Raw genomic sequence first — 16,881 nt, 5'->3', positions numbered from 1 at the left:
GTCCACCCGGACGGGGGAATGCGGATCGACCGCGCTCCCGCGCCCAGGGCTCCGACGACCGCGGCGGGCGTCCCGGCAGGAGCGGGGGCGGCCACACGACCGCGGATGCAAGGACCAGTCGGACCGGCGCCCGAGCAAGCGGGAGCCACACGGGCCGGCCGGGTCGAGGACGCGACCAGGAGATGGATGGGACCGCGGAGTGCGGGGCTACGACCGCTACGAGGTTGACGATCACCTCTCCCAGTTCGAGGCCGACATGGATCGGACTCGGAAGGAGCGGGACAAGGCAGTCGAGCATGCCGAGGACCTCGCCTACCAGGTGGAGGTGCTCCGGGCCAAGCTGCACGAGTCCCGCCGCATGCTCGCCCAGCCGCGCGCCTTCGACGCCGTCTCCGGCCAGGCGGAGCAGATGCTCCGCACCGCCGAGATGCAGGCCCAGCAGCTGCGCGCCGACGCCGAACGGCAGCTGCGCGACTCCCAGGCCGCCACCCAGCGGATCATGGCGGAGGCCGCCGAGCGCACCGCCCGACTGGAGGCCGAGCTGGCCGCCCGCCGCCGCCAGCTGGAGGAGGAGCTCGCCGAGCTGCGGCGCAGCGCCGAGCAGCACGTCAACGAGAACGTCAACTGGGCCGAGCAGACCCGGGCCGGCACCGAGCAGGAGGCCCAGCGCCTGCTGCAGGAGGCCCGCGGCGAGGCCGACCGGATGATGGCCGCCGCCCGCGCCGAGGCCGCCGCCCTCTCCGACCAGGCCCGGGCGCAGACCGCCGCCGACGTGGACGCCGCCCGCGGCGAGGCCCAGGCCGCCGCCGAGGCCGCCATCCAGCGCGCCCAGAGCGACGCCGAGCGCCTGCTGCGGGCCGCCTCCGAGCAGGCCCAGCAGGCCGGCGCGCAGGCCGCCGCCGACGTCGACGCCGCCCGCGGCGAGGCCCAGCAGCAGCTCGCCGCCGCGCACGTCGCCGCCGAGCAGCAGCTGGCCGCCGCGCAGGCCGAGATCGGCCGGCTCAAGGAGCACGCCGCCGCCGAGCAGACCCGCGCCCAGCAGGAGCTGGCCCACGCCCAGGCCGAGATAGCGCGGCTGCGCGCCGAGGCGCTGGCCGAGGGCGAGCGCGCCCGCCTGGAGGCCGCCGACCTGCGCGCCCGGACGGTCGCCGCCGCCGAGCAGCTCCAGGCCGACGCCGAGGCCGCCGTGGAGCGGAAGGTCGCCGACGGCGAGGCCGCCAACGAGCAGCGCTCGCAGACCGCCCGGGCCGAGGTGGCCCGGATGGTCGCCCAGGCCACCAAGGAGGCCGACGCGATCCGCGCCGTGGCCGCCACCCAGCAGGCCGAGGCGGACGCCGCCAAGGCCGCCGCCGCCGAGGAGAGCGAGCGGCTGCGCGCCACCGCCGAGTCGGTGGCCGGGCAGCTGCGCGCCGAGGCCGAGGCCGCCATCGCCGAGATGCGCGCCCAGGCCGAGCGGGACGTCGCCGACCTGCGCGCCCACGCCGAGGCCGCCGCCGAGCGGCTGCGCGGCGAGGCCGAGGAGGCCGGCCGGGCGGCCGGTGCCACCGACGCCGCCGCCCAGCTGGCCAAGGCCGCCAAGACCGCCGAGGAGATGCTCGACCGGGCCGGCCAGGACGCCGAGGCGGCCCGCACCGCGGCCACCACCGAGGCCGACCGGATCCGCGCCGAGGCCGCCGCCGAGGCGGAGCGGCTGCGCGCCCAGGCCGAGGCCGCCGTCGCGGCCGCCCAGAACGCCGCCCTGGACGACGCCGCCGCGATCCGCGAGCGGATCCAGGAGATGCAGGACGAGGCCGCCCGACTGCGCGCGGAGGCCGAGGAGCTGCGTGCCCAGGCCGCCGCCGAGGCGGAGCGGGTGCGCGGCGAGGCCCGCCGGCAGGCGGTGCTGCAGATCGAGGAGTCGGCGAAGACCGCCGAGGAGCTGCTCACCAAGGCCAAGTCCGACGCGGACGAGCTGCGCGGGGGCGCCGCCGCCGAGGTCGAGCGGCTGCGCGAGCAGACCAAGGAGCGGGCCGCCGAGACCCAGGGCCGGGCCGAGCAGACCCTGGAGCGGGCCCGCGCCGAGGCCGCGAAGATCACCGCCACGGCCGAGCAGCAGGGCCAGGACGCGCTCACCGCCGCCAAGGCCGCGGCCGCCGAGAACCGGGCCGCCGCCGAGCGCGACACCGCCGAACTGCGCCGCGAGGCGGGCGAGTTCGACCAGCGGGTGCGCGCCGAGGCGACCGCCGCCGCGGAGGCCGTCCGGACCGACGCGCAGGCCGAGGCGAACGCCGTCCGGGACGCCGCCGTCGCCGACGCGGAGCGGCTGCGCACCGAGACCGACACCGAGCTGGCCCGCGGCCGGGCGGAGGCCGAGGCCGCCGCCGAGGCGCTCCGCGAGGAGAGCCGGCGCGAGCGCGAGGAGGCCGCCGCCGGGCTGCTCCGGGAGCGCGAGGAGACCGCCGAGCAGCTGGCCGCCGCCACCGCGGCGCGCGAGCAGGCCGAGGGCGCCGCGGTCGAGCTGACCGAGCGCACGGCCGCCGAGACGGCCGCCGTCCGCGAGGCCGCCGACGCCCACGCCACCCGGGTCCGGACCGAGGCCGAGGCCGCCGCCGTCGAGCTGACCGAGCGGACCGCCGCCGAAACCGCCGCCGCCCGCGAGGCCGCCGAGACGTACGCCACCGAGCTGCGCGCGGAGACCGAACAGGCCGCCGCCGAACTCACCGAGCGCACGGCCGCCGAGACCACCGCCGCCCGCGAGGCCGCCGAGACCTACGCCACCGAGCTGCGCGCGGAGACCGAACAGGCCGCCGCCCAGCTCACCGAGCAGACCGCCGCCGAAACCGCCGCCACCCGCGAGGCCGCCGAGGCCTACGCCACCGGCCTGCGCGCCGAGGCCGAGCAGGAGCTCGCCGACGCCGAGGCCACCGCCGAACGGCTCGGCGCCGAGGCCGCGGCCGCCGCCAAGGACCTGCGCGAGCGGGCCGCCGCCGAGCGCGCGCTGGCCGACGAGCAGGCCGAGACGGTCCGCGCCGAGGCCGGCCGCGAGCTGTCCGAGGCCCGGGCCACCGCCGACGCGATCCGGGCCGAGGCCGGCGAGGAGCTGGAGCAGGCCCGGCGCGACGGCGAGGAGCTGATCGCCGCCGCGAAGACCGAGGCCGCCGGGCTGATCGAGCTCGCCGACGAGGAGGCCGCCGAGGTCCGCCAGTCGGTGGCCGGCCTGCACGAGACCGCCTCGCAGCAGATCGCCGAGCTGCGGGCCACCGCCGAGCGGGAGGCCGAGGAGGTCCGGGAGCAGGCCGCCCAGGCCGCCGCCGAGCTGCGCGACACCGCCGACCGGGAGACCACCGAGCTGCGGGCGCTGGCCGAGCGGGAGACCACCGAGCAGCGCGACACCGCCGACCGCGAGACCGCCGAACTGCGGGCCCTCGCCGAGCGGGAGACCACCGAGCAGCGCGACACCGCCGACCGCGAGACCGCCGAGCAGCGGGCCCTCGCCGAGCGGGAGACCACCGACCTGCGGACCCGGACCGCCGCCGAGGCGGCCGCCCTGCGCGAGCAGACCGAGCTGGAGCTGGCCGCCGAGCGCGAGGCCGTCGAGGCCGAACTGGCCCACCAGCGCGCCGAGGCGCAGGCCTACGACGAGCAGCTGCGGGCCGACGCCGAGGACGGCCTGCGGGCCGCCCGGGCCGCCGCCGAGCAGCTGCGCGCCGACGCCGAGGCGCAGGGCGCCCGGACGGTCGCGGCCGGCGAGGAGCGGGCCGCCGGCACCGTCGCCGAGGCGGAGGAGTTCGCCGCCGCGCTGCGCGCCGAGGCCGAGGAGTACGCGCACGCCACCCGCACCCTGGCCGACGAGTACGACGCCGCCACCCACGCCCGCGCCGACGCCTACGACGCCGACACCCGGGAGGCCGCCGAGCAGTTCGACAAGGCCACCCGGGACCAGGCCAAGTCCGTCCTGGAGAAGGCCTTCGCGGACGCCGAGGCGCTCGCCGAGGACGCCCAGACCACCGCGCTGGCCACCACCGCCGCCGCCGAGGAGCAGGCCGACGCGATGGTCGCGGCCGCCCGCAAGGAGGCCGACCGGCTGGTCGCGGCCGGCGAGGCCGCCGGGTCGGAGGCGGTCGAGAAGGGCCGCGCCGACGCCGACGCGCTGCTCTCCGAGGCCCGCCGGGACGCCACCGCGATCCGCGAGCGCGCCGAGGAGCTGCGCGAGCGCACCGATGCCGAGGTGGAGGCCCTGCACGAGCGCGCCCGCAAGGAGAACGCGCAGGCCATGAAGTCGGCCGGCGAGCGGGTCGACGCCCTGGTGACGGCCGCGCAGGAACAGCTGACCGAGGCCGAGGAGCAGGCGGTCGCCACCGTCGCCGAGGCCGAGGACCGGGCGGCGGCGCTGGTCGCGGCCGCCGAGGACCGGGCCAACGAGCTGACCTCGGAGGCGTCCGCCGAGGCCAGCAAGGTCCGGCTGTCCGCCGTCCGCAAGGCGGAGGGCCTGCTCAAGGAGGCCGAGACCAAGCTCGCCAACTCCACCGACCGCGCCGAGGCCCTGATCGAGAAGGCCGAGGCCAAGCTGAAGTCCGCGCAGGACGAGGCGGAGGAGCGGCTGGAGTCGGCGGCGTCCGAGGCGGAGAAGCGGCTGCGGGCCGCCGACGAGGCCGCGGACGAGCAGATCGAACTGGCGAAGACGGAGGCCGAGCGGGTGCTCGCCGAGGCGCGGGCCGAGGCGAAGCGGGTCACCGACGAGGGCCGGCGCGAGCTGGACGAACTGGTGCGCCGTCGCAAGGACATCAACACCGAGATCTCCAGGGTGCAGGACGTGCTGTCCGCCCTGGAGGCCTTCGAGGCGCCGTCACCGGTCGCACAGGCAAACGGGGGAAGCAACACCAAGAAGGACGGGGGTGCCAAGGCCGGTGCCGGAGTTGGCTCTCCCCGTTCGGGTGGCAATCGCTCCAAGAGCGCACCACCCGATTGAGCGGACATTGTCCGCGAGACAACGGCATTTCGCCGTCGACACTCCGGTACCGTGTCAGGATTCCCTCAACCACCTCAGCGGTTTGACGACAGGAAGCCCAGAACCCCATGAGCGACAGTCACTCCCCTCACGGCTTCGACCTGGTGCGCCGTGGGTACGAGCGCGCCCAGGTCGACGAGCGGATCACCAAGCTGGTGGCCGACCGTGACAGTGCCTTGACCCGGATCAGCGCCCTCGAGAAGCGCATCGAGGAGCTCCACCTGGAGACCCAGACCGCCCAGGCGGCGGTCGCCGAGTCGGAGCCGTCGTACGCCGGTCTCGGTGCCCGGGTCGAGAAGATCCTGCGGCTCGCCGAGGAGGAGGCCAAGGACCTGCGCGACGAGGCGCACCGCGCCGCCGAGCAGCACCGCGAGCTCGCCGAGGCCGCCGCCCAGCAGGTCCGCACCGAGGCCGAGAACTACGCCAAGGACCGCAAGGCCAAGGCGGAGGACGAGGGGCTGCGGATCGTCGACAAGGCGAAGAGCGACTCCGCCCAGCTGCGCGCCGAGGCCAACAAGGACGCCCAGAACAAGCGCGAGGAGGCGGACGCCCTCTTCGAGGAGACCCGCACCAAGGCCGCCCAGGCCGCGCTGGAGTTCGAGACCAACCTGGCCAAGCGCCGGGAGCAGTCCGAGCGCGACCTCGCCGCCCGCCAGGCCAAGGCCGAGAAGCGGCTGGCCGAGATCGAGCACCGGGCCGAGCAGCTCCGCCTGGAGGCGGAGAAGCTGCGCACCGACGCCGAGCGCCGCGCCCGCCAGACCGTCGAGACGGCCCAGCGCCAGTCCGAGGACATCGTCGCCGACGCCAACGCCAAGGCCGACCGGATCCGCAGCGAATCCGAGCGCGAGCTGGCGGCGCTCACCAACCGCCGCGACAGCATCAACGCCCAGCTGACCAACGTCCGCGAGATGCTGGCGACGCTGACCGGCGCGGCCGTGGCCGCCGCCTCGCTGCCGAACGACGACAGCATGGGCGTGCCCGCCCAGCAGTCGCGCTGACGCCGCAGCCCCGACGGGCCCTCACCCCCCGGCGGGTGAGGGCCCGTTCGCGCTTCCCCAGTGCGGGTACGCGCCGTCCGGCCGCTGGTACCCGCAGCTCAGCTGGTTGCCCTCGTCGTCCGAGACGGTGCCGAACCACGAGGTGCACCAGACCGACACCGAGTCCGGCCAGTACTGCACCTCGAAGGGGTGCCCGGGCCCGTAGTCGCCGTACGAGGTGACGATGAAGGTCTCCCCCGGGCGCATCCAGTAGTCCTCCCCCAGCGGCTCCAGGGTCAGTTCGAGCAGGCCGTCGCCCCGGTTGGTCACCGGCATCCGGCCGGTCACCTCCAGCGCGGAGAAGTCCCAGCCGCCGGTCTCCGCCCGCTCCTCCCTCATCCCGCCGCCACCGCCGCCCGGGCCAGCAGCCGGCGCGCCGCCGCGTTGAACTCCGCCGGCGCCTCGATCGCGCTCAGGTGGCCCACCCCGGGCAGCACCGTCAGCTCGGTGTCCGGCTTGGCCGCCACCATCAGCTCGGCCTCGGCGAGCGGGATCAGGCCGTCCTGCGCGCCCGCCACGACGGCGGTCGGCACCCGGAGCCCGGCGAGCACGTCCAGGGCCTCCGGACGGGCCGCCATGGCCCGCTGCGCCCAGGCGACGGCGGCCGGCGGCGCGACGGCGATCAGGTCCTGCACCCGGTCGACCAGGTGCTGCGTCTGCGGCCCCAGCTGCCCGGCCGCCATCTTCTCGTCCAGCAGCAGCCGGACGCTGTCCCGGGCCAGGACGGCGGCGGCGATCCGCTCCCGGTTGACCCGGGCGGGCTCCTGGTCGGCGGTGGCCTTGGTGTTGGCCAGCAGCAGACCGGCCAGCCGGTCCGGGTGGCGGCGGGCGAAGGCGAGCGCCACGTAGCCGCCCATCGAGAGGCCGCCGAGCACCACCCGGTCCAGGCCGGCCGCGTCCAGCAGCAGGGCGACGTCGTCGGCGACCGCGTCCAGCGAGGGCTCGTCGGAGCCCAGCTCGGTGCCGCCGAAGCCGCGCTGGTCGGGGGCGATCACCCGGGCCTCGTCCCCGGTCGTCCCGGGCAGCTCGTCCAGTTGGGCGGACCACATGGCGGCGTTGAGCGGAAAGGAGTGCAACAGCACGAGGGGAGTTCCGGTACCGCTCTCGCGGACCGACACTGCGGAGGGGAGCTGGGTCATGGGCCCACCGTATTCCGGTGCGCCCGGCGGGCCCACTCAGCGGGCCACCTTGTCCGCTTTGTCATAGCCTGACGGAGAGTAAGGGAGCGCTGATGATCGAGCTGCACGACCTGACCAAACGTTACGGCAGCACGCTGGCCGTGGACCGGCTGAGCTTCCAGGTCCCCCAGGGCGTGGTGACCGGCTTCCTCGGGCCCAACGGCGCCGGCAAGTCCACCACGATGCGCATGATCCTCGACCTCGACCGGCCCACCGCCGGTCGCGTCACCATCGACGGCAAGAGATACGGGCAGCTCAGCGAGCCGCTCAAGTACATCGGCGCGCTGCTGGAGGCCAAGGCCGTCCACCCCGGGCGCACCGCCCGCGACCACCTGCTCTGGCTCGCCCAGAGCAACCGCGTCCCCGAGCGCCGGGTGGACGAGGTGCTCGCCCTGGTCGGCCTCACCCCGGTCGCCCGCAAGCGCGCCCGGGGCTTCTCGCTCGGCATGGGCCAGCGCCTCGGCATCGCCTCCGCCCTGCTCGGCGACCCCGAGATCGTCATGTTCGACGAGCCGGTCAACGGACTCGACCCGGAGGGCATCCTCTGGATCCGCAATCTGATGAAGCGGCTCGCCGCCGAGGGCCGGACCGTCTTCGTCTCCTCCCACCTGATGAGCGAGATGGCCGTCACCGCCGACCACCTGGTGGTCATCGGCCGGGGCCGGCTGCTCGCCGACCTGCCGATGGCCGAATTCATCCGCCGCAACTCCCGCTCCGCCGTCCGGCTGCGCACCCCGCACCCCGAACGGCTGCTCGACGTGCTGACCGCCGCCGGACTGCGCCACGAGCCCGGCCCGGACGGCTCGTACGAGGTGGTCGACGGCGACCTCGCCGCGCTCGGCGACCTGGCCGCCGCCCACGGCGTGGTGCTGCACGAACTCAGCCCGCAGCAGGCCTCGCTGGAGGAGGCGTTCATGCAGATGACGGCCGACTCGGTCGAGTACCACGCCGGGGACGGCCCGGGCCGCGACGCGGCCGGCGCGCCCGGCGTCTGGGGCGCCACCTGGCAGGGCGGCGCGGCGCAGCAGCAGCGGCCGCCGCAGCCGCCGGCCGGCCACACGACGGAGGAGAACTGAGATGGCGTCCTTCCCCGCGGTCCTGCGCTCCGAGTGGACCAAGATCCGCAGCGTCCGCTCGACGGTCTGGACGCTCGCGCTGACCTTCGTGGTCACCGTCCTGGTGGGCGGCCTGCTGTCCCTGCTCACCCGCAGCAACTTCGACGAGTTCCACAAGGAGGGCACCCCGTTCGACGCCACCGGCACCGCCTTCTCCGGCATCCTGCTCGGCGAACTGGCGATCATCGTCTTCGGGGTGCTGGCGATCGGCAACGAGTACAGCAGCGGGATGATCCGGGTCAGCCTGGCCGCCGTCCCGCAGCGCGGCACCCTGCTCACCGGCAAGGCGGTGGTGCTCGGCGCGCTCGCCCTCGCCGTCTCGCTGGTGACCGCGTTCGTCGCCTTCTTCGTCGGCCAGGCGATCCTCGGCTCCCACTCCACCGGCCTGGGCGAACCGGACGTGCTGCGGGCGGTGTTCGGCGCCGCGCTCTACCTCACCATGCTCTGCCTGTTCTCGGCCGGCGTCACCACGATGCTGCACAACCAGACCCTGGCGCTGGGCGTGCTGGTGCCGTTCTTCTTCCTGCTCTCGCCGATCCTCTCGGCGGTCCCGGGCGCCAGGACCGTGGCCCGCTACTTCCCCGACTACGCGGGCTCCCGGATGCTGCTGGTCTACCAGGAGCACAGCCAGCCGTACGGGCCGTGGGCCGGCTTCTTCCTCTGCCTGGCCTGGACGGTGGCCGCGCTGGCCGGCGGCGCGCTGGTGCTGAAGAACCGCGACGCCTGACCCGCCCGTGGGGGATCAGCGGGGGATCAGTACCGGGGAGCGCCGCGGCCGCGCAGCAGGTTCGAGGCCCGGCGCTCCCGCGCGCCCCAGCAGGCCCGGTGCCAGTGCCGGCGGTCCTCCACCCCCGCGCCGTGCATCGGCCAGGCCACCACGTGGCCGACCCCGGGCGGGATCTCCTGGTCGCAGCCCGGGCAGCGGTAGTGGCGGCCGGCCGTCCCGGCCACCGTCTGGACGACCCAGTCGTCGCCCTGGTAGTTCTCGGTCCGGCGCATCGAACCGCCCAGCGGGGCGGGCTGCTCCGCCCGGTCACTGTCGGCGGCGCTCTTGATCCGGTTGCGTCGGGGCGACACGGCGGGCTACCTCTCTGCGGGACTGCGGAAACCGTTCCAGCCTACGGCCGGCCGCCGCCCGACCGGGCCACTATCACGGCATCGGGCGATGATCCGGTGTTTCCCCGGAGATCCACCCGTTCTTCTGCGAAATTGGTGTTCCGGCGTGCCATTGGCACATGACATCGGCTACTCACGAGGGGACAGGCGGGGCCCGCAAACCCTGCGCGCACCCGAGGAGGCCCTCAGAATGACCAGAACCAGCGCCCGTGCCGAGACCCGCCGGCCCGTCGGGGTCCGCCCGCCGGCCCCCGGCCCGGCGCTGACCGCCGGCACCGTCACGGCCGTCGCCGGCACCCCGCTGCCGACCGCCCAGCGGGCCGCCACCGCCACCGCGGACACCGCGCCGGTCCGGGTGGGCGCGTTCATGCTCTCCGCGCAGTTCCCCGGCCAGACCCACGGCGAGGCGCTCGACCGGACCGTCCGCGCCGCCGTCGCGGCCGAACACGCGGGCCTGGACAGCGTCTGGCTGGCCGAGCACCACTTCGTGCCGTACGGGGTCTGCCCGAACGCCGCCACCCTCGCCGCGCTGCTGCTCGGCCGGACCCGGCGGATCGGCATCGGGACGGCGGTCAGCGTGCTCTCCACCGTCCACCCGGTGGCGCTCGGCGAACAGGCCGCACTGCTCCACCTCACCTCCGACGGACGCTTCACGCTCGGGGTCGGGCGCGGCGGGCCCTGGATCGACCTGGAGGTCTTCGGCAGCGGCGTGGACGCCTTCGAGCAGGGCTTCCCGGAACGGCTCGACCTGCTGCTGCGCTGGCTGCGCGGCTCCCGGGTGGGCGCGGCCGGCCCGCAGTTCAGCTTCCCCGAGGTGGCCGTGGTGCCCCGGGCCACCGAACCGCCGCGCCGCCCCGACCTCGGCAGCTGGCTCGGCCTCGACGACCGGACCGGGCTGCTGCGCTTCCCCCGGCAGCGCCAGGACCTCGACGGCCCGGGCGAGGAGCTCGGCAGCACCGGCCGCCCGCTGGCCGGACCGCCGGTGGTGGTCGCCTGCACCTCGCCCGACGGGGTGCGCACCGCCGCCGAGCGCGGGCTGCCGATGCTGCTCGGGATGCACTCCGGCGACGAGGACAAGCTGCGGATGCTGGAGCTGTATCGTTCCGCCTGGCTGGCCGCCGGACGCGGCGAGGAGCAGCTGCGGCGGGTCACCCGGCAGCACGTCGCGGCCGGCGTGGCCCAGGTGGACGACCGCACCTCGGCGGCCCGGGCCACCCTGCTGCGGGCGATGCCCGGCTGGTTCGAGTTCGGGCTCGGCGCGCACCGCACGGTGGACGGCCGGGAACGCAAGATGCGCGACCCGCGGCAGTACACCGAGCTGCTCTGCGACCTGCACGCGGTCGGCACGCCGAAGCAGTGCGCGGACCGGCTGCTGGCCACCGCCGAACGGACCGGCATCCGCCGCTTCGCCCTCCTCGCCGAGGGCAGCGGCGACCGCGAGGCCACCCTGCACAACATCGCCCGCCTCGGCTCCGAGGTCCTCCCCCAGCTGACCTGAGGACTCCCAACGGCCCGGGCCGCCCGTCCCTTGTGGGGACTGGCGGCCCGGTGGCGGTCCTGCTCAGCAGTCGCGCAGTTCCTCGGACTGGTTGAGCAGCTGCTCGCGGACCGAGGTGAAGCGGTCGTACCGCTTCTTGTTGGCGGAGGACGGCAGGAACACCGCCACCCGGTGACAGTTCTGGAAGGCCAGCTGCACGCCGAAGTGCCGCTGCAGGGCCCCCCGGATGGCGTCGCTGGCGAGCGCCCGCAGGAGCTGGCCGCGGGCCTCCTCGGTGGGCGGCGGCACCTGGTTGTCGGCGAAGTCGGTGCCGTCGACCTTCGCCTGCGCGACCAGCGAGCTGATCAGGTCCCAGGCGTACGGCAGCGAGACGCGGACGCAGTCGACGAACTCCCGCTCGTCGACCTCGTCCCGCGCGGCCTTCTCCAGCAGGGCCGGTGAGACGTCGAGCGACATGGATTCTCCTCTCGCGGTCCACCCGTGCGGCGCGCGGGTGGTGGTGCGTGGTCCAAGTCCAAGCTGAGGGTGAGGGTGGCGGCGCGCGTGGTGTCCGGAACACCGCCGGGCGACCCGTCGACAGGACGTGGCCGGGGGGCGCGACCGCTCAGAACAGCGTGGCAGTCGACGACGGGCCCGTCCGGTGATTCCGGTGGATTGCTCCGGGAATACGCCCCGGTGCACCAGATTGGCCGGATCCTGTCGGATCGTTCATCTGAAGTCTCCATCCCCGTTGACAGCGCTCCCGCAAGCGCTCAGTCACACACCGTAGCTGCCTATGGTGGTGGCCGCCAGGGTGCCGACAGGCTTTCGCGGGATCGCCGGGCATCCATGTTCGCGGGGTTCGCGGATTCTTCACCCGGTCGTCGCGGAATCGCATCAACTGGCCCCGGTGGGCTAGCGTGGTCGACCGTGCGTCTCGTAATTGCCCGCTGCTCAGTCGACTATGCCGGTCGGCTCTCCGCCCATCTGCCCTCCGCCACCAGGCTCATCCTGGTCAAGGCCGACGGCAGCGTCAGCATCCACGCCGACGACCGCGCCTACAAGCCGCTCAACTGGATGTCCCCGCCGTGCGTCCTCAAGGAGGCCGACGGGGTCTGGACGGTGGAGAACAAGGCCGGCGAGAAGCTCATCATCACGCTGGAGGAGGTGCTGCACGACTCCTCGCACGAACTCGGGGTGGACCCGGGTCTGATCAAGGACGGCGTCGAGGCGCACCTCCAGGAGCTGCTCGCGGACCGGATGGAGGTGCTCGGGGCCGGCTGGTCGCTGATCCGCCGTGAGTACATGACCGCCATCGGCCCGGTGGACATCCTCTGCCGCGACGCGGACGGCGCGACGGTCGCCGTCGAGATCAAGCGGCGCGGCGAGATCGACGGCGTCGAGCAGCTCACCCGCTACCTGGAGCTGCTCAACCGGGACCCGCTGCTGGCCCCGGTGAAGGGCGTCTTCGCCGCGCAGGAGATCAAGCCGCAGGCCCGGGTGCTGGCCACCGACCGCGGTATCGGCTGCGTGGTCCTGGACTACGACGAGCTGCGCGGCATCGACGACGACAAGCTGAAGCTGTTCTGACCACTCAGCCAGTGCCACTCGGCGACGGAGACGTCGCGGACGCCGTCGGACTCCCCGGGTCCGACGGCGTCGTCGTCGCCGGGTCCGGGGCCGTGGGCGTGGCCGGGGCGGACGACGGTGGCGGTGGCGGCGGCACCGGGGAGGGCTCGGTGGCCGGCGGGGTCTGACCGCCCCCTCCCCCGGTGTTCGGCGGGGGCGGCGGTGGCTGAGTCGGGGCCGGCGGCGGCGCGGGCGCGCCGGTACCGCTCTCCCCCGGGCCGGGCGAGCGGCTCGGCCGCTTCGACGCCGAGGCCGACGGCGTCCGCGAGGCCTTGGCGGTGCCGCTCGGAGCGGGCTCGTCCGCCGGCTCCTCGGGCCCCGACGGCGCCGACGACCCGGACGACCCGGACGACCCGGACGGCGCCGACGGCGTGGCGGGCACGGCCGGCGACCCGGCGGCCTCCCCGGACGGCACCGCGGCGGGCGAGGCGGAGCCGGTGGCCGTCGGCCGCGGACTGACGGCCCGCGGCGAGCCGCCCGCCTCGGGCAGCGTGGTGGCGTCGTCGCTGCTGCTGTGCGGGTCGGTGCCCTTCTCCTCGCCGCCGACGGCCATCCCGACCGCGGTGCCGAGCACGCCGAGCGCGAGGACGGCCGCCGAGGCGGCGATCACGGTGCGCCGGGCGCGGCCCGGCCCGTCGCCGGCGGTGGCCTTGAACCGCAGCGGCACCCGGGCGATGGCCCGGATGACGGGCCGCCGGGCCGCCGCCGGACCACCGGCCGCGGCGGGCGCCAGCTGCCGGCCCTCGGCCCGCAGCAGGTCGAGCATCCGGCGCGCGCCGGCCGCCCCGCGCGGCTCGCCGAGGGCGGCCCGCAGCGCCAGCGCCGCCTCCAACTCGGCGACGGCCCGCCCGGGTTCGTGGACGCAGATGGCGTGGACGCCCAGCTCGTGGCGGAACCAGGCCTCGTCGGCCCGCGCGCCGGTCCGCCGGGCGGCCTCCAGGCCGAGCTGCAGGGCCCGTTCCCAGGCCCCCCAGCGCAGCGCCAGGGCCAGGGCCGGCGCCGCCGCCCGGGCGAGCCGCAGCACCGCGTCGTGCCGCCCGGCGGCCCGGTCGGCGAGCAGGACGCCGACCACCACCTCGGCCTCGGCGGCGATCTGCGGCAGCGAGACCGAGGAGTGCCCGACCCACCAGGCGAAGTGCTGGGCGGCGCCGTCGACGCTGTCGCGGGCCGGCCAGTGCGGGGCGAGCAGTTCCAGCGCCCCGGCGGTCAGCCGGTGGTGGCCGCCGATGGAGACGGCGAGCCCGGCGTCGGCGAGTTCGGCGAGCGCGCTCTCGCCGTGGCCGACGTCGATCAGCGCGGGCAGGTGCGGGGCGGTGGGGCACTCGCCGCCGAGCGCCACGGCGAGCCGCAGCACGGCCTGCGCGGTCTCCCCGAGCCCCGCGGCGAGCCGGACGGCGGGCAGGGTGGACTCGGCGACCGAGGGCAGCGGCACGGTGGCGCGCAGGGCGGCCTCGCGGACCGCCGGGTCGGGGTCGTGGACGGGCTCCCGGACGGCTCCGAAGACGTCCATCCGGTCCTCCTCGGCGGCGACCAGCGCGTCCACCGCGACGTCCCGCTGCCGCAGCAGCGCGGCCGCCTGGACGAACCGCAGCGGCAGCCCCTCGGACTCGAACCAGAGGTCCACCGCCCAGGCCTTCTCGGCGGCGTCCAGGGCCCGCCCGGCGAGCCGCGCGGCGAGCGCCAGGCAGGCGGGCCGGGAGAGGCCGGCGACCAGGTGGTCCCGGAGCCGGGAGTCCGGCGTCAGCATCGGGCTGTCGGGGGCGACCGAGATCAGGAAGGCGCAGTCCGGGGCGGTGGCGAGCAGCTGTTCGAGCTCGGGGCCGACCGGCTCGGCCTCGTCGATGACGACGACCGCGTGGACCCGGGCGAGGTGCTCGGCGAGCTGCCCGGGGTCGGGGCGGAAGCCGGGAGCGTGGTGGGTCGCGGCGAAGAGGTCCTGGAGCAGGTCGGCGGCGGTGCGGCGGTGGCCGCAGAGCTGGACGACGCCGCCGGGGGCGAGGTCGCCGGCCGCCTCGGCGACGGCCGACAGCAGGGCGCTGCGGCCGGAGCCGGCCTGGCCGACCAGGCGGACCGAGCGGCCCTCGGCGAGCAGGGCGAGCAGCTGGGCGACGTCGGCCTCGCGGTCGAGCAGCGGCAGGTCGGCGGGGCCGGCACCGAGGGCGAGCGGGCCGACCTGGCGGCCGGCGCCGCCGGCCGGGCCGCGGGCGGGCAGGCTGCGCTCGGTCCGGCGGGGGCGCGGGCGCCACTCCTCGGGGCAGGGGCGCACCTCGGAGCCCTCGGGGGCGCCGACCGTCACCAGCAGTCCGCCGGAGACCAGTTCACCGCTCCGGATGCGTACGGACTCCGGCCGGAAGTCACCGGTTGGCTGTCCCACGTTCTGCTCCGCCCCGCGCTAGCGCCGTCGACTCGGGTGGCGGCCGCTCTCCCCGGCCCGCCTCCTGACGCCAGACTCTCGCACATCCGTGCCCGGGCGCGCAGCGGGCTGCGCGGACCGTTTCCCGCGGGCGGCGGGGGCCGGGGTCAGAGGGCCGGCAGGGTGGCGCCGCGCGGCTCGGCGGCCACGCCCTCGACGGCGAGGATCCGGTGCAGCCGGGTGGCCACCAGGAGGCGCTGGAGCTGGGCCGGGACGGAGCGGAGCACCAGTCGGCGGCCGATCCGGCCGGCCCGGCGGTGGGTGCCCATGATCACGCCGAGACCGGTGGCGTCCCAGAACTCCAGCCGGGCGAGGTCGATCACGAGGTCGCCGAGGCCGCCGTCGACGGCCTGGTGCAGCCGGGCCCGCGCGTCGGCGGCGGTGCGCACGTCGAGGCGGCCTTCGAGGGCCAGCGCCGTGTGGTCGCCGGTGATGCGCATGCTCTCCTCCTCCGCGGGGTCGGGCGCGTCCGGGTACGGGGGTTCCCGGGACGGGGTGTCGGTGTCGGTCGGCGATCCCGGTGGACCGGGCTCGGATGTCGGTGATCGTCGGGTGTCGGTGATCGAGGTGATCGTCGCGATCGATGTCGTGTCGATGCGGGCGGGCCTGCGGCCCCACGCCCGGCCCCGGCCGGAATGCCGGGTTCCCCCTCATCTGACGGCGATCCAGCGCCCTGGGTTGCTGGTTCCGGCCAGATCTGAAGCAACTTCACTCGTCCGAGGGAATATACGCAGGAACCGTCCATACCTACGCTCGATTACCGCCCAAATCACCCGTCTGCGGCACCCGGCGTGAGGAAACTCACCAGCCCCGGCAGCACGGGCCGCGCGGTCCCTGGACCGCGCGGCCCGCCCGTTCAGCCGCGTCCGGTCACTTGCCCGGGTACGGGTAGAAGCCGCGGCCGCTCTTGCGGCCCAGGTCGCCCGCGGTGACCATGCGCGCCATGATCTCCGGGGCGGCGAACTTCTCGTCCTGGGTCTCCTCGTAGATGTTCCGCGCGGCGTGCAGCAGGATGTCCACGCCGGTCAGGTCGGCGGTCTCCAGCGGGCCCATCGGGTGGCCGAAGCCGAGCCGGCAGGCGGTGTCGATGTCCTCGGCGGTGGCGACGCCCGACTCGTAGAGCTTGGCGGCCTCGACGACCAGCGCGGTGATCAGGCGGGTGGTGACGAAGCCGGCCACGTCGCGGTTGACCACCACGACCTCCTTGCCGACGCCCTCGGCGAAGGCCCGGGCGGCGGCCAGCGTCTCGTCGCTGGTCTTGTAGCCGCGGACCAGCTCGACCAGCTTCATCAGCGGCACCGGCGAGAAGAAGTGCACGCCGACGACCGACTCGGGGCGCGCGGTGGCGGCGGCGATCCGGGTGATCGGGATGGCGGAGGTGTTGGAGGCGAGCACCGCGCCGTCCTTGGCGAGCTTGTCGAGCTCCTTGAAGACGCCCTCCTTGACGTCCAGCCGCTCGAACACCGCCTCGACCACCAGGTCGGCCTCGGCGACCGCGCCCAGGTCGGTGGTGGTGGTGATCCGGGCGAGCGCCGCGGCGGCGTCCTCGGCGGTCATCCGCCCCTTGGCGACGAACTTGTCGTACGAGGCGCGGATGCCGTCGAGGCCGCGCCGCAGCGCCTCCTCGGTGACGTCGCGCAGGACCACGGGGTGCCCGGCCTGGGCGGAGACCTGGGCGATACCGGCGCCCATCAGGCCGGCACCGATCACGGCGATCTGCTTGCTGGACGCACTGCTCATGGCTTGGTCTCCCGACGCCGTCGTCGCCCGGGTGGGCGGGCCCTGAAGGCGGCTCAAGGCAGGGGTCACCCACCGAGCCGCATCACTCATGGGCCGGACTTTAGTGCCCAAACGGTGCTCGTGGTGGCGTCCGGGAGTGTGATCTGCGACCGACCTGAGCAGGTGAGAAGGTCAGCTGATCAGATCAGT

The 16,881-nt window shown here is 75.5% G+C and carries 13 protein-coding genes; 6 read left to right on the top strand and 7 right to left on the bottom strand.

Annotated features, from left to right (window positions below):
* Nucleotides 1-256: 256 nt before the first annotated feature.
* Nucleotides 257-4,948, top strand: a complete 4,692-nt coding sequence (locus AB0N76_RS09360; protein ID WP_363554882.1) for a hypothetical protein — start codon at nt 257-259, stop codon at nt 4,946-4,948.
* A 107-nt stretch (nt 4,949-5,055) separates the two neighbouring features.
* A complete protein-coding gene (locus tag AB0N76_RS09355; protein ID WP_363554880.1) occupies nt 5,056-5,985 on the top strand; it encodes a cellulose-binding protein in 930 nt (309 codons plus the stop codon).
* A 21-nt stretch (nt 5,986-6,006) separates the two neighbouring features.
* Here the strand turns inward: AB0N76_RS09355 and AB0N76_RS09350 are convergent, their stop codons facing one another.
* The gene (locus AB0N76_RS09350) at nt 6,007-6,363 is read right to left on the bottom strand and encodes a hypothetical protein (protein ID WP_363554878.1); all 357 of its coding nucleotides are present in this window, start codon (nt 6,361-6,363) and stop codon (nt 6,007-6,009) included.
* Nucleotides 6,360-7,163: an alpha/beta hydrolase gene (locus AB0N76_RS09345; RefSeq protein ID WP_363554876.1), complete on the bottom strand. Its 804-nt coding sequence runs from the start codon at nt 7,161-7,163 to the stop codon at nt 6,360-6,362. The genes AB0N76_RS09350 and AB0N76_RS09345 overlap by 4 nt, the downstream gene beginning before the upstream one ends.
* 92 nt (nt 7,164-7,255) lie before the next feature.
* On the opposite strand from AB0N76_RS09345, the gene AB0N76_RS09340 reads away from it, so the two are divergent.
* Together AB0N76_RS09340 and AB0N76_RS09335 are read left to right on the top strand one after the other, a co-directional pair.
* Nucleotides 7,256-8,278, top strand: a complete 1,023-nt coding sequence (locus AB0N76_RS09340) for an ABC transporter ATP-binding protein (protein ID WP_363554874.1) — start codon at nt 7,256-7,258, stop codon at nt 8,276-8,278.
* Nucleotide 8,279: 1 nt separating this feature from the next.
* Nucleotides 8,280-9,044: an ABC transporter permease subunit gene (locus tag AB0N76_RS09335; protein WP_363554872.1), complete on the top strand. Its 765-nt coding sequence runs from the start codon at nt 8,280-8,282 to the stop codon at nt 9,042-9,044.
* Between the two features lie 26 nt (nt 9,045-9,070).
* Here AB0N76_RS09335 and AB0N76_RS09330 read toward each other — a convergent pair whose 3' ends face one another.
* A complete protein-coding gene (locus tag AB0N76_RS09330; RefSeq protein ID WP_363554870.1) occupies nt 9,071-9,394 on the bottom strand; it encodes an ATP/GTP-binding protein in 324 nt (107 codons plus the stop codon).
* A gap of 229 nt (nt 9,395-9,623) precedes the next feature.
* On the opposite strand from AB0N76_RS09330, the gene AB0N76_RS09325 reads away from it, so the two are divergent.
* Nucleotides 9,624-10,931 carry an LLM class flavin-dependent oxidoreductase gene (locus tag AB0N76_RS09325; RefSeq protein ID WP_363554868.1) on the top strand — a complete coding sequence of 436 codons (1,308 nt, stop codon included), beginning with the start codon at nt 9,624-9,626 and terminating at the stop codon, nt 10,929-10,931.
* 63 nt (nt 10,932-10,994) lie between these two features.
* On the opposite strand, the gene AB0N76_RS09320 is transcribed toward AB0N76_RS09325, so the two are convergent.
* Entirely contained in the window at nt 10,995-11,387 is a 393-nt protein-coding gene (locus AB0N76_RS09320; protein WP_363554865.1) for an SCO5389 family protein, read from the bottom strand.
* Between the two features lie 453 nt (nt 11,388-11,840).
* Between AB0N76_RS09320 and nucS the strand changes: the two genes are divergently transcribed.
* Nucleotides 11,841-12,500 (top strand): endonuclease NucS, encoded by a 660-nt coding sequence (gene nucS, locus AB0N76_RS09315; protein WP_363554863.1) that lies wholly within the window; start codon nt 11,841-11,843, stop codon nt 12,498-12,500.
* A gap of 4 nt (nt 12,501-12,504) precedes the next feature.
* Here the strand turns inward: nucS and AB0N76_RS09310 are convergent, their stop codons facing one another.
* The 3 genes from AB0N76_RS09310 to AB0N76_RS09300 all read right to left on the bottom strand — a co-directional run bounded on the left by AB0N76_RS09310 (nt 12,505) and on the right by AB0N76_RS09300 (nt 16,692).
* Nucleotides 12,505-14,913: an ATP-binding protein gene (locus AB0N76_RS09310; RefSeq protein WP_363554861.1), complete on the bottom strand. Its 2,409-nt coding sequence runs from the start codon at nt 14,911-14,913 to the stop codon at nt 12,505-12,507.
* A gap of 146 nt (nt 14,914-15,059) precedes the next feature.
* Nucleotides 15,060-15,392 (bottom strand): STAS domain-containing protein, encoded by a 333-nt coding sequence (locus AB0N76_RS09305; RefSeq protein WP_363554859.1) that lies wholly within the window; start codon nt 15,390-15,392, stop codon nt 15,060-15,062.
* A 430-nt stretch (nt 15,393-15,822) separates the two neighbouring features.
* Nucleotides 15,823-16,692 carry a 3-hydroxyacyl-CoA dehydrogenase family protein gene (locus AB0N76_RS09300; RefSeq protein ID WP_363554857.1) on the bottom strand — a complete coding sequence of 290 codons (870 nt, stop codon included), beginning with the start codon at nt 16,690-16,692 and terminating at the stop codon, nt 15,823-15,825.
* Between the last annotated feature and the right edge of the window lie 189 nt (nt 16,693-16,881).

This window comes from Kitasatospora sp. NPDC093806, from assembly GCF_040683335.1.
In the GTDB taxonomy this organism is placed as follows: Bacteria; Actinomycetota; Actinomycetes; order Streptomycetales; family Streptomycetaceae; genus Kitasatospora.
The sequence above is the reverse complement of the archived record's forward strand: the minus strand, read 5'-3'. Positions and strand labels throughout refer to the sequence as shown.

Excerpts from the sequence above, each read along its gene's own strand:
- AB0N76_RS09360 (WP_363554882.1), top strand. The coding sequence starts at position 257 with ATGGATCGGACTCGGAAGGAGCGGGACAAGGCAGTCGAGCATGCCGAG.
- AB0N76_RS09355 (WP_363554880.1), top strand. The coding sequence starts at position 5,056 with ATGAGCGACAGTCACTCCCCTCACGGCTTCGACCTGGTGCGCCGTGGG.
- AB0N76_RS09350 (WP_363554878.1), bottom strand. The coding sequence starts at position 6,363 with ATGAGGGAGGAGCGGGCGGAGACCGGCGGCTGGGACTTCTCCGCGCTG.
- AB0N76_RS09345 (WP_363554876.1), bottom strand. The coding sequence starts at position 7,163 with ATGACCCAGCTCCCCTCCGCAGTGTCGGTCCGCGAGAGCGGTACCGGA.
- AB0N76_RS09340 (WP_363554874.1), top strand. The coding sequence starts at position 7,256 with ATGATCGAGCTGCACGACCTGACCAAACGTTACGGCAGCACGCTGGCC.
- AB0N76_RS09335 (WP_363554872.1), top strand. The coding sequence starts at position 8,280 with ATGGCGTCCTTCCCCGCGGTCCTGCGCTCCGAGTGGACCAAGATCCGC.
- AB0N76_RS09325 (WP_363554868.1), top strand. The coding sequence starts at position 9,624 with ATGACCAGAACCAGCGCCCGTGCCGAGACCCGCCGGCCCGTCGGGGTC.
- AB0N76_RS09320 (WP_363554865.1), bottom strand. The coding sequence starts at position 11,387 with ATGTCGCTCGACGTCTCACCGGCCCTGCTGGAGAAGGCCGCGCGGGAC.
- AB0N76_RS09305 (WP_363554859.1), bottom strand. The coding sequence starts at position 15,392 with ATGCGCATCACCGGCGACCACACGGCGCTGGCCCTCGAAGGCCGCCTC.
- AB0N76_RS09300 (WP_363554857.1), bottom strand. The coding sequence starts at position 16,692 with ATGAGCAGTGCGTCCAGCAAGCAGATCGCCGTGATCGGTGCCGGCCTG.